Source organism: Leptotrichia hongkongensis (assembly GCF_041538065.1).
Lineage (GTDB): Bacteria > Fusobacteriota > Fusobacteriia > Fusobacteriales > Leptotrichiaceae > Leptotrichia > Leptotrichia hongkongensis.
In genome coordinates this window covers 13568-27706 of record NZ_JBGORW010000015.1, presented here as the reverse complement: position 1 = coordinate 27706, position 14139 = coordinate 13568, and the positions used below count along the sequence as shown (strand labels likewise).

General features: G+C 30.9%; 7 protein-coding genes. All 7 read right to left on the bottom strand.

Features of this window, described 5'->3' with window-relative positions:
* On the bottom strand, positions 1–5001 hold a 5001-nt coding region (locus ACEG17_RS09680), incomplete at its 3' end, for an autotransporter-associated N-terminal domain-containing protein (protein WP_372583554.1).
* A gap of 1362 nt (positions 5002–6363) precedes the next feature.
* Positions 6364–7149 carry an ABC transporter ATP-binding protein gene (locus ACEG17_RS09675; RefSeq protein WP_372583553.1) on the bottom strand — a complete coding sequence of 262 codons (786 nt, stop codon included), beginning with the start codon at positions 7147–7149 and terminating at the stop codon, positions 6364–6366.
* Positions 7149–8294: an ABC transporter permease gene (locus ACEG17_RS09670; RefSeq protein WP_372583552.1), complete on the bottom strand. Its 1146-nt coding sequence runs from the start codon at positions 8292–8294 to the stop codon at positions 7149–7151. The genes ACEG17_RS09675 and ACEG17_RS09670 overlap by 1 nt, the downstream gene beginning before the upstream one ends.
* Before the next feature lie 49 nt (positions 8295–8343).
* Positions 8344–9315, bottom strand: a complete 972-nt coding sequence (locus ACEG17_RS09665) for an ABC transporter substrate-binding protein (RefSeq protein WP_372583551.1) — start codon at positions 9313–9315, stop codon at positions 8344–8346.
* Between the two features lie 43 nt (positions 9316–9358).
* The gene (locus ACEG17_RS09660; RefSeq protein ID WP_372583550.1) at positions 9359–10327 is read right to left on the bottom strand and encodes an ABC transporter substrate-binding protein; all 969 of its coding nucleotides are present in this window, start codon (positions 10325–10327) and stop codon (positions 9359–9361) included.
* 613 nt (positions 10328–10940) lie between these two features.
* Positions 10941–11222 (bottom strand): HU family DNA-binding protein, encoded by a 282-nt coding sequence (locus ACEG17_RS09655; RefSeq protein WP_372583549.1) that lies wholly within the window; start codon positions 11220–11222, stop codon positions 10941–10943.
* 110 nt (positions 11223–11332) lie between these two features.
* The gene (locus ACEG17_RS09650) at positions 11333–14029 is read right to left on the bottom strand and encodes a cation-translocating P-type ATPase (RefSeq protein ID WP_372583548.1); all 2697 of its coding nucleotides are present in this window, start codon (positions 14027–14029) and stop codon (positions 11333–11335) included.
* Between the last annotated feature and the right edge of the window lie 110 nt (positions 14030–14139).

Sequence of the window (14139 nt, the reverse complement as noted above, 5' to 3'; positions counted from 1 at the left end):
TCTCATACCAAATACTTTAATCTTGTTGCTTTGTTTAGATGGATTTCTCCAGTCTCTTTGAAGGTGATTCAACTCTTTATCCAGTAAGTTTCCAGTAGAGTTGATTCTTTGTTGAACATTTCCGTATTGGTGTCCCATCATTTCATCTGTTGCTTGATAGAATAATGCAGCTTCATTTTTTCCAATACTGTTTAATTTACCGAATAATGCTCTTTCTCTTGTTCCAAGATTTTCAACACCATATCTTTGTTCCAATCCATCCAAGAAGTTGTAAGTATCAGAACTGTTTATTGGTGTTTCTTCTTTTCCAGCCCAAGCTGTATATGGTATTTTAACCATATAAATACTTGTCATTGTTCCATCATTTGGGTTCAATGTTGGTGTTGCAAGCCAGTTTAATCCTCCAGAATAAATATTCCAGTTAGCAACTCCACTTGTTCTAATTGCATTGTTATATGGATCTAAGATTCTAGAATCGTTTATTAAAATTGATTTGCTATTTGTCATTTCTGTTGCTTCTGTACCAATAATCAAATCAGCTTCTTGAGTTAAGTTTCCTAATCCATTAATTGAGTTTGTGAAGTCTTTTCCTGATGTATTTACATAAAGACCAATGCTTGATGCTGATACATCAATTGGATTTGTAGCAAATGTATTTACTACAACTGGTGTTTGTTGTACTCCGTTTATTGTTACTGTCGCAGTTTGAGCTCCTGCAGGTGCGTCTATTGCTGCTCCACCTACTGATTTACCTGTTGGAGGTGTAGTGAATTCTTGCACAGTATCAGCTTGGTTACTGCTTCCATTTACAGTTATATTACCGTAGTTAGCAATTGTTCCTCCTTTTAAGTATACTCCAACTCCGTTTGCTCCATCTATATTAATAGAACCTGTATTATTAAGTGTTGATCCTTTTCCTAAGTACACACCAACAACATTTGAATAGTTTCCTGAAGCTGTTGAGATAGAACCTGTATTTGTTACAGTCGCTCCGTTATCAGCATAAATACCTGTTGTATTATTTGCATTTAGTACTATATTTCCTCCATTTGTTGCTGTACTTCCTGCTCCACTTGCGTACATACCGATACTGTAGTCACCATTTACGTTTATTGTTCCGTTATTTATAACGTTACCAGTGTCACTGTTTTGGTATCCTGCTGCCATACCTATTCCAAATGCGTTTGTTGCTGCATTTGAACCACCAATTGTGATTGTACCTGTATTTGTTGCTGTGCCTCCACCAATTGAATAGACACCTACATTTCCGATACCATTTCCAAAGTCCATATTACCAGAATTTGTTACAGTTCCTGCTGAATAGATACCATAGTTTCCACTACCTGTTGCTGACAAGTTAGTAGAGTTAGTAACTGTTCCTGCAGCATCATTTGAATAAACATAAATATTGTTATCTCCTAATCCAACATTTGCTACTGTTGAATTAATTGTGTTTCCAGTACCTGAATTTGCAATTGCAACTGATGAATTTCCTAAGTTAAATGTTGTTCCACTGTTTGTTACAGTTTGTCCATTTCCTACTGTATACACACCTACTGCTTCAGAAGCTCCTGTAGCAATTGTTCCTCCAGTAAGGTCTACATTTCCACCTTGTGAATATACACCTACACCTTTATCTCCTACTGTAATTGTTCCTCCTGATACCTTAGAAGCATATCCAAACATACCAATACCATTTTGACCTACTGTTATATTTCCTGAGTTAGATGTAGTATAATTTGTAGCTGTACTATCTCCGTATAGACCTACACTGTTATCTCCCAATGTAATATTTCCAGTATTTCCAAGAACTGCCCCTGCCGCAAGTGTTGCATCTGGTTTAAATAGCACACCTACTGAAGTTGTTCCTGAACTTGTGATAGTTCCTGCATTTGTTACACCTTGAGTTGTTGAACCTTCAGAGTACATACCTGTTGAACTGCTTCCCATTGTAATTGTTCCTGTATTTGTTAGGATACTGTCTGCTACTCCGTATAGACCTGTTGATGTATCTCCTAATGTAATTGTTCCTGTTGCATTGTTATTAAGAACTCCAAATTTAGCATACATACCTGTTGAGTTTGCACCGCTAAGGTTGATTGAACCATCATTGTTTAATGTAACTGCATTTCTGTTAGTTGTTAAGTTTTCTTGTGCAATTGCAGTTTGTCCTGCTTGAGTTCCTGTTATTGTGTTACTGTTATTGTTATCAATTGATGAATTCGAAATTTCTAATTGATTGTATGCGTCATTTGCATTATCTAAATCAATTGATTGGTTTAATGCTAATTTACTTAGATATAGCATAAATGTCTTATAGTCATTTCCTACTATGTTTGCTCCTAAAGAACTTGTCAATCCACTACCAGCTGTGTCAGATAAGTTCATAGATACATCAGAAGCAATAAACAATCTTGATCCGCTTGCCATATTAAGTGTTAAATTATTTATTGTACCACCAAATGTATTTGATGCCCAAGTTCCTATATCAGATGCTGTAAATGGAGAATATCCACTACCTTTATAATAGAACGCAGTACCTCTTGTATTAGCATCAGTACCGCCTGCTATATTTGCAGTAGTTGCACCTGTAAAATTAATTTTTCCTGTTCCACCTGTATTATCTGCATAGAATGCCAATGATTTTTGTTCTGTATTAATTGTTGTACCATTTAATTTTACTGTACCACCTTGTGCATATGTATTAAATGCACCTCCTGTAGCTTTTATAGTACCACCAGTAATATCAACAGTACCTCCTTTTTGACCTAATGCACCAATTGAAGCACTTCCATCAACTGTTATGTCTCCACCACCAGTTTGAGTTAAACTTCCTCCATTTGTTGCAACTAATCCAACTGCACCGTCACTATCACTTAAAGCTGTACCAGTTACATCCACTTTACCACTACTTGTAATTGTTGAATTATCTGCTACTAATGCTTTAACTGAGGCTCCTGTTGCAGAAATTTTTCCTGTATTTGTTACTGTTCCTGAACCTGAAGCAAGAATTCCTATAGAACTATCTGAATTTGAAATTGTTATGTTTCCTTTATTTGTTAGCGGATCTCCAGAAGCAGCAGTATATATTCCTATATTTGATTTTCCACCTGTAATTGTCATTTGTCCGTTAGTGGTACCATTAAGATTTACAATACCATTTGCTACATATACAAGATTATTCTTTTGACCATTTGTAGATGTTAAGTTAAAGTCGTTGATTGTAAACGCATTTGTTCCACCATTTTCAAAATATAAAGCTGTAGATTTTGTATTATCTGATAAATCTACATTTAATATTGATTCTCTTGAACTTGCTGGTAAATCTATGATAACGTTATTTGCATTACTTTTGTGGAAATTAGCTCCACCATCTAAATCTATATATCCTAAAAAAGCTACACCCACAGAATTATTTCCTTTTACTTTCATTGGAGTATTTAATAGTATTTCACCACTTGGATACTCCAAACCACTTTTAACTACTATACCCTTATTACTTTCCCCATTTAATTCTAATGTTCCTGTACTATTAATAAATGAAATTCCTCCTGTAGCTTGACCTTCACTTCCAAAAACAGACAAAACATCCCCTGTTCCGTTTAATGAAATCGTACCTTTATTCTCGAACATCATTGCTCTAAATCCACCCCAGTTACCTGCAGATAATGGAAGCCAAATGTAATTTCTATTCCCTGTTGATGATGTCGTTATCGTACCTTCATTTAAGAACCCTATGTTATAATTTCCTGAACCATGATACTGTGAAGTATACATGACCAGATCATCTCCATTCATATTTATATTACCACCAGACATTAAATGCCAAGTAGAATCTCCATTATCATTATGTCCATCTGTATGGAACAACCATCTATTGTATGCTGAAGTTCCTGTCCCATTATATTTAATATTTGAGTTTATTTTAATTTCATGTCCCCCAACAAGTTTCATTGCTGCATAGACTCCATCACTAAGTAGATATCCTGCCCCACCACTTGTATTAAAATCTAATACAGCTGCACCCGAATTAGAAGCATTATGATCAGCATTATATCTACCAGTAAATTTTATACCAGAGGCGTCAATGTCAAATCTATTACCTTGTCCAGTTACTGTTAATGTTCCTCCATCCATGTCTTGTTGAGCTATTGCCCCAACATACCCTGATGGTGGATTATATCCAGTATTTTTTTCATTTTTCAAAGAACCTTCTTTTGTATAAATCCAAGAATTATCTCCATTTCCAGTAGTTGGAGGAGTTATCGTTGGTATTACAATAGGAGCTACAGTAGGAACGTCTATATTCGGAGTTGCTGGCCTAAAGTTTATAGCCTGTGGCAAGTTAGGCTGTGTAGCTGAAAGTGGAGTAACTGTTGGAGCTGTAAATACTCTTGGGTTAATTCCCGCACTTACTTCAAACGCTACAATTGGTTCATTTACTTTTCTAAAACTTGCTATACCGTAACCTGACAATCCTTGTCTATTGTTTGATGAAGCTGAACGAGGATTGCTGCTTGTGCTAAGTAATGAATAATTTTTACTTTGAGGTGATATAGATCTCTCATAAGGATCTGTACTTCTTTCAAGTATTCCTTCATATGGATATTTTTCTTTTTTGTCTCCTCTACCTTTGTAAGTACCATTCCAATTATTATTGAAATAATTTATACCATATTGCCAGCTGCTCCAAGGCGATTTAACTACATGGTCTCCTTGTTCTGTTAATTGTATTAATTCTAATGTTGTATCTTTTACTAATTTATTATTTTCTTTTCTAGCTTTTTTAAAATCTGTACGTATTTGATTTATTGAAGAATTTATTTGATTAACCTGATTTTTAATACCTGATTCTTCACTTGCCCCAAATATATTAATCGCAGTAAAAATCATACCTGTCATTAAGAATACTATTAACGCAGAATCAGTATATTTAAAATCTTTTGTTCTTTTCGCAAATGTACGTAAATCTTGCGAAATTTTTCTAAGATTATTTGTCATAACATGTTCTCCTTTTAGATTTTTTTTTGTGATACTTTTCTTTAATTATTCCTCTGAAATAATATTTTTTTATTTTTGCTTAAACTAGTATTATAATTTCAAAGTTTATTTAAAAAAATATAAATTTTAAATATATCAAAAAGTATTTTTTTAAAGTGTGATTTTTAGTGATTTTAGTGATTCAAAACTTTAATAATTTTATACTATAAGTTAATTGATTATTTTAAATATTTATATTTTTTTAACACTATGATTTTTATAATACTTAGTTAAAACTAAAAAATTAAGAATTTGATTCAGAAAAGTTATGTTATTTTAACTAAACCTCTATATATTAAGAAATGAAGATATATCACGAAAATATATCTTCGTACAAAGGAAATGAGTAAAATCTCTTAGAAATTTTATCACTCTATTAATATATCAAATTTAAAAAAAAATGTCAATAGTATTTGAAAAATAATATTTTACATAAATTTTTATTAATTATAATTTAAATAAATTTATGAAAAAATATTGTTTTTGTTTAATTTTAAAAGAATATCAGAACCTTTAATTTGAATTTCAAGTCAATTAAAATAAAAATATTATTCCTATTTAATAAATAAAAAACTTCTCAATTTCAATTATTTTAATTAATCTCAACTACAGTTTCAAATTATATATTAATTTTTAAAGTATTTTTACAATTCTAACATTTTAGTCTATTCACATAATTCTTATCTTTTATCTTTTTAAATTCCCTTTTATTTCTGTCCTTATGTTTCTAAACTCCATTTTTCAAAAATTCTTAAATTAAAAATAAACCTGTTTTCTCTCATTTCTATACTTTAAATATAAAAGTAGATTCATTCCTACATCTGTTTTTAATATTTTTAAATATATACTCGAACCCATTTAAAATTGAACTGCTAGAAATTATATAATTTAGATTTTGAGTAAAATAGTCATAATTTTTGAGTTCTGTTTTAAACTAGTTTTACTATAATATTCTTCATATATAGTTTTTAAAAAAATATTCAAAACAGTTCTATGTTTAAAATTTCTAAATTAATCTATTTTTTCAATAAAATATTAACTTATAACTATATCTATAATAATGTAATTTAACTAAATATTTTTTTAATAATAAGTATTTATAGTATTATCTCCAAATTTTTTACAAAAAATAAATTTAAGGATATACAAATATTTTTTTATTGAATTATTTAAATCATAAGTGTTTTTCGACTGTTTTATGAATTATTATAAACATTTTTTATTTTTTGAACAAAACTATTATAAAAATAATAAAAAAACATAATCTTAAATCTTTGAATTTCCATTATCAAATTTTTTAGATTATGCTTTAATTTTGTGATTCTAAAATATATCTTTATCAGACAATTTTGCATCTTTTGTTTTAAACATTTCTAACAGTTTTTCCACTGTCAACCTTTTCTTTTCTTTACCTTTTATATCAAAAATTATTTCTCCCGCATGAAGCATAATAAGTCTATTTCCATAAGTTATGGCATCTTGCATATTATGCGTTATCATAAGACTTGTTATATTATTTTTTTCAATAATTTCCTTTGTTTTTTCCAAAATTATTTCTGAAGTCTGAGGATCAAGTGCCGCTGTATGCTCATCCAGCAGTAATATATCTGGACGGTTTAGAGTTGCCATTATTAGTGATAAACATTGCCTTTGTCCACCAGATAGAAGCCCTACCTGTGTAAACAGCTGATTTTCCAGTCCAAGTCCAAGAGTTGCCAATTGCTTTTTATAAAATTCGATATTTTTTACATCTAACCCAAAAGTGAAGTTAAAACGTTTTCCTTTATTTTTAGCCATTGACAAATTTTCTAGCACTGTCATTGATGGAGCTGTTCCCATTGTTGGATTTTGGTAAACTTGTGAAATCCATTTTGCTCTTTTATGCTGTTCTACATTTGTTATATCATTTCCGTTTAAAACAACATTCCCTCCATCTGGTATGATTTGTCCATTTAATACATTCAAAAGTGTAGACTTTCCAGCACCATTACTTCCAATAATTGTTATAAAATCACCATCATTTATTGTAAAATTCAAGCCTTTAAATACTTGTTTTTCTGTTCCCAATTCAGAGAAGAAAGTTTTATATAAATTTTTTAATTCTATCATTAATTTGCCTCTCCCTTCTCAATCAATTTTACTTTTTTCTTACCTTTTTTAGTTTTTTGAATTAATTCATTCCATAGGATTACTGTAAGTATTATCGCTGTTATAACTTTTACATCTGTTGGCTTAACTTCCAGTATCTTTATAACATTATCATTAAAATGAAGCCCTTCATACATATTTCTTGTCCAGCTGTTTGACATCAATGCTAGATTTATTATGAAATAGTACATTAAAGATCCGATTGTAACAATGGAAATTTCGTTTATTACTTGTGATTTTTTCAATACCCCAAGTCCTAAAATAATTGCCGCAAGTCCAATAACAATTGTTCCTACTCCAGACTGTAAGTCTGCAACTTTAATATTTTGTGCAAATAATGCACCTGCTAATGCCACGACTCCATTTGCCAGCATTAATCCAAATATTTTTAGCCTTTTTTCATTTACCCCAAGACTTACTACAAGCTGCTCATTATTCCCCAATGCTCTTAATGCAAATCCAAATTTTGATGTCAAGATATAATCAATAACCATTTTTATAATAAATGCGATAAGTATTGTAAGCATAAGTTTTACATCTTTTGTATTTGCTACATAAATTATCAGTCCAATTACAAAAGCAATGTAAACAGCAAGACTTCTAACCATATATTTATTTTCTTTAATTTTATAGTCATAAAACCCTTTCAATACAAGTAAAATTACAAATATAATTGAAAAAGGTATAAAGTTTTTTTCATAAGAAATTATTTCATAAATACTTCTTTCCGGCGATATAAATACATTAGGCATTCCAACAATTCTGGAGTTTATACTATAAAGTCCCGTCATTACTAAAATTCCTGAAAGCAATCCGTTAATTTTTAAATAAACGTGCAAGGCTCCTGTCACATATCCTGCAATCATTCCACATATAACCGCAAGAATCAGTCCCATAATCGGACTTGTTATTCCAAAAAAACCATTTTTAGACATTGCAAATGCTGCAAATACAAATCCTCCAAGTGGAAATGTTCCATCCACCGACATATCTGGAAAATCCAGTATTTTATAAGTCAAATACACTCCCATAACCATTATCGAATATATAAATCCAGTTTTAAAAGCCTCTGGAAGACTTTGTAAAAATACTAATAATTCATTCATTTAACTTTTTTCTCTCTTTCTTTTCTGTTCTCTCCATTTAATTTATTATTTATTTTCCTACAAATTCAGCTCCATTAAACAATGGATTTTTTATATCCAGTCCCAATGCCTGTGCTGTCTTCTGATTTACATACAGTTTCATTTGTTTTGAAGTTTCAAAAGGAATTTGAGAAACAGGTTTTCCTTTAAGAATTTCAATTGCCATTTCTCCAGTACGTTTTCCTAATGCATAATAATCTAATCCCATTGTGAACAATGCTCCTAGCTCTACAGAAGAGTTTTCGCTTGCAATTACAGGCTTTTTAGCCGAAATTGCTTCCGAAGTAATAAGGTTTGCCCCTGACACAACAAGATTATCTGTTGGTAAGTACAATGCGTCAGTTGCTCCCAATAAATTTTTAGTAGCTTGTGCTAATTCACCAAAGTTACTTATCCCTTGAAGCACAATTTCTATATTTTTTTCCTTAGCAATTTTTTGAATTTCTTGAACTTGCACAACTGAATTTTGCTCCGATGGATTATACAAAACCCCAACTTTTTTTACATCAGGTTTTATTTTTAAAAGTAAATCTAGCTGTCCTGCAATATTTTCTACTTTATCACTTGTTCCTGTTACATTTGGATTCAAAAGTTTTGCACTTGCAGGATCAGTTACCGCTGAAAATAGAACTGGTATGTCTGAAATATTGTTTACCAATGCTTGTGCAGACGGTGTTGCAATACCAAATACTAAATCTTTTTTATCTGCTTTATAATTTGTGGCAATAAGATTAGCATTTGTTACTTCCCCATTTGCATTCTTTTCATCAAAATCAGCATTTATTCCAGCTTCCTTGAACGCATCTTCAAATCCTTTCTTTGTCAAGTTAAGTGACGGATGTTCCATAAATTGAGTTATTCCAATTTTATAGCTTTGTTTATTTCCAGATGATTGTGAATCTTTATTTCCACTCACTGTATCGTTGCTGTTTCCACATGCCAGCATTAACATACTTATCATTATTAACAATATTTTTTTCATTCTTTTTCCTTTCTTTCTTAAACATATTTATTTTTTATAAATTTTATTGAACCATCTTAGCTTTGGATTTTACATCTTCAGGTAATGAAATTCCAAGTGCTGCAAGTGTTTTTGCATTTACTACAATTTCATTAAGAGGCATAGTCTTAAATTTAATTTCATTTGGCTTTTTGCCATTTTTCAAAATATCAATTGCCATTTTACCAGCTTCTTTCCCTATTTCGTAATAACTAACACCTTGTGTAATCAAAGCGCCACCTTTTACATGAGCTGCTTCAGCACCAAATACTATTTTTTTAGCAGTAGTTGCTTTTTCTGTAATCAAGCTTACTACTGATGCTACAAGATTGTCTGTTGGCAAATAAATCGCATCTGCTTCTCTTACTAGGCTATCTGCTGCTTGTGGTATTTCATTTGCCTGAACAATACTTTTTTCAATCACATTGATTCCTAATTCTTTTGCTGCTTTTTTCAAATCTTCTACTTGAATTTTTGAATTTTGCTCTGATGAATTATAAATTACTCCAACTGTTTTTATATTAGGACTTAATTTTTTAAGTAGTTCTAATTGCTGTTTTACATCCATTCTATCACTTACGCCAGTCACATTATCCTTTAAAATCCCAGCAGCCTGTGGATCTGTAATTGCTGAAAATACAACTGGTATTTCATTCGTTGCCTGTGAAGCTGGCTGAGCCGCATTTGTCGCAATCGCAAAAATCAAATCTTCTTTTGAACTAACAAAGTTATTAGCAATCAAATTTGCATTAGCTGTTTCTCCATTGGCATTTTTCTCATCAAAATCAGCCTCAATCCCTGCCTCTTTAAAAGCATCCTTAAATCCTTCTCTTGCACTGTCAAGTGCTGGATGTGACGCAATCTGTGTAATTCCAATTCTATACTTCTTAGAGCCCGTACTAGCTCCATCACTACTTTTACTTCCACTTCCAGAATTACCACAACTCAAAATCATAAGTGTCAAAGTACTCATCAAAATCAATAATTTTTTCATTAATTTTTCCTCTCTTTCCTACTATCCTACAAATTTACCCAAAACATTCAAAATAATTTTCAAATATATTCTTAAAGTTTTGAGTTAACAAAATATTATCCTCTTATCTAATTTTAGATAATATTTTTTCCTACTATGAAATAATAACATTTTTTTCTCTTTAAAGCAATATTATTATTTCCTTTATAACAATTTTTTTGATTTATTTTTTGATTTTTAAATTAAATAAAATCTTCTTTAATTTTTATTTTATTTAATTAATAAATATTTTTTCTTGATTTTATTTTTTGTTTTAGTTAAATCAATTGTTTTAATTAAACTAAAAATGTCGTGATTTTTTGGAAATAAAAATTTCTGTTTGAGCAAAGCGAGTTTAATTTTTATTTTCAAAAAATTCTTAGACAAGCCGGGATTGCAAAGGGGATGGCGACTGTTCCCCTTTGCTTTAAAACAAAGAAAAACTAAAAAAAATTATGAAAAACATTTTTTTATCGTTAAAACTTAAAATCATGATAAATATTTATCTAAATAATTAAAAATAAAATAAAAAACTATCTTGAAAAAATAAATAATCTTCAAGATAGCTTTAATTTATAAAAAATAAAATTCGTTATTATTTAGCGCCAGCAACTTTATCAGCTAATTTTTTTCCAACTTTGAATTTTACAACTTTTTTAGCTTTTATTTTGATTGGTTTACCAGTTGATGGATTTCTTCCTTCTCTAGCAGCTCTTTTTTTAACTTCAAAAGTTCCCCAACCTACAAATTGGATAGTTTCACCTTTTACTAAAAATTCTTCTGTTGTTCCTAAAAAAGCGTTAACTAATTCTTCTGCTCTTTTTTTAGTTTCTCCTGTTGCTTTTGCATAAGCATCTACAAATTCTTTTTTTGACATTGTATCTCCTCCAAATTTAAATTTATAAACTAAATCATTTACTATATCTTACCACATTTTCAGCATTTGTCAAGGTTTCTCGAAATTAAAACTTAACTTTTTATAATTTTTTACTTACTTTTCTTTCTTGAAATTAGCTTTATTACTTCGTTAACTGCGAATGGTATTAGTGCAAACAGCAAGACAATATCCCAATTTTCAAATGAAATTTTTGTTACTTTAAATACTTGTGCAATTGGTGCAAATGAAGTCAATCCTATTTGTAATGCAATTCCAATTATAATTGAATAAATTAAATATTTATTCTTGAAAATTCCAATTTCAAATATTGTTTTTTGGCTATTTCTCATTGTTAATGAATAAAATAGCTGTGATACTGTAAGCACGATAAATGCCATTGTTCTACCTTGTGTCAATGCGTGTTTTGCAGCTTCATTTCCAGCTTTTGCCATTGTTTCCAACTGTCCAAGATTTCCAATCATTCCAGTTTCATTAATTCCAATATAAAATGCTGCCAATGTTAAAAATCCGATTAATGTTCCACCAATTACTGCACGCATTCCTGCACCTTCCGAAAAGAAACTTTCCTTAGGATTTCTTGGAGAACGTTTCATTACATCTTTATCCCCTGGATCAATTCCAAGTGCTAATGCAGGTAATGTATCAGTAACTAGATTTACCCATAATAACTGTGTTGCAACTAATGGCAAGTCCCAATTCAACAATGTTGATAAGAAAATACAAATTATTTCTCCCAAATTACATGAAAGCAAGAATATGATAGTTTTTTTGATATTATTATAAATGTTTCTTCCTTCTTCAATCGCATGAACAATCGTAGTAAAGTTGTCATCAGTCAAAATCATATCACTTGCGCCTTTTGAAACATCAGTTCCTGTAATTCCCATAGCGACACCAATATCAGCAAATTTAAGTGACGGAGCATCATTTACTCCATCTCCTGTCATTGAAACAATATTACCTTTTTCCTTAAACGCTCTTACGATTTTTACCTTATGTTCAGGCGATACTCTTGCAAAAACTCTATATTTGCTAATATTTTCAGAAAATTCCTTATCTGAAAGCTCATCAATTTCAGCACCAGTCAAACTTTGACTTATATCTGTAGCAATTCCTAATTCTTTTGCAATGGCAACCGCAGTATTTTTATGATCTCCTGTAATCATAATCGGAGTAATTCCAGCATTTTTTGCTTCTGTTATCGAATCTTTAACTTCCGTTCTTGGCGGATCAATCATTCCAACAATTCCAACTACAACCAGCTCTTTTTCCATTTCTTCTGGAGCAATTACAGTATCCACATCTTTAAAAGCTACTCCCAGCACACGAAGTGCATCATCCGACATTTCTGTTGCAACTTTTAATATTTTTTCTTTCATTTCCTCAGTCAATGCAACAATTTTTCCATCCACTAGAATTTTATCTGCTCTTACTAGAATATTGTCAATAGCACCTTTTGTATGAACTCTATACTTGCCATCTCCTTCTTCGTTTAATGTTGACATTAATTTTCTATCTGAATCAAATGGATTTTCACTTACTCTTTTGTACTCTGCATTTAAAGTATTTTTCTCAAGATTAAATCTATCTCCCAGTACAACCAGTGCCACTTCTGTTGGATCTCCAATATCCTGTCCACTGTCAATAGAAGCATCTGAACAAAGGACAAACGAACGAATTAATTCAGTTTCATCCTTATTTGCCACAAAATCTCTACCTTCTGAAGGTATATCCCTCAAATTATCAAATGTGTAAGTTTTTACAACTGTCATTTTATTTTGAGTCAATGTTCCCGTTTTATCTGAACAAATTATATTTACTGCTCCCAATGTTTCCACTGCAGGCAATTTTCTTACAATCGCATTTTTCTTTGACATTTTATTTACACCCATCGCAAGCACGATTGCAACAATTGCAACAAGCCCTTCAGGGATAGCCGCAACTGCCAAACTTATTGACGTCATAAACATTTCTAGGATAGGACGTTTTTGAATAATTCCAACAATAAATATTACAGCACAAATTCCCATTGCAATATAACCAAGAGTTTTACCAAGTTCATCTAGCTTTATCTGAAGAGGAGTTAATGTATTTTCATCTTCATCAAGTATTTTTGCAATTTTACCAATTTCTGTTTCCATTCCTGTTGCAACTACTACACCTTCTCCACGTCCATAAGTAGCCATAGTTGACATAAATGCCATATTTTCCTTATCTCCAACAGGAATTTTTTCATCTTTGGTAATAAAATCAGCATTTTTTTCACTTGGTACTGATTCTCCCGTAAGTGCCGACTCTTCAATTTGTAAATTGGCACTCTCTATAAGCCTTACATCTGCTGGAATAAATCTACCAGCATCTATTATCAAAATATCTCCTGGAACTAAATCTTCTGAGTTAACCTCTATAACTTCTCCATTTCTTCGAACCAAGCTCTTAGGAGTTGTCATTTGCTGAAGTGCTTCAAGCGCCTTTTCAGCCTTAGATTCCTGTACCACTCCAACTATTGCATTTATAAGTACCACTGCCATTATAATCAAAGCATCTGTCCAGCCGTGTTTAATATCCACTATCAGATTTATCACAGCCGCTGCAATTAATACATAAATCAGCATATCCTGAAGCTGTGCAATAAATAATTGCATCAATGTCTTTTTGGCCTTTCCTTTTAATTTATTCTGTCCATATTTTTCAAGCCTTGCATTTACTTCATCTTTTGTCAACCCAACCTTAGGATTTACATTTAATTCCTTTAAAACTTCATTTTGTGATTTTGTAAACCACATAATTTTTTCACCTCTTTCTGTAATTACATTTACTTTTTTATTTAGATATCTAAGATTCAAATATATTTTAAAATTATACTAAAATTAATTTTATAATTTATATATTTTTC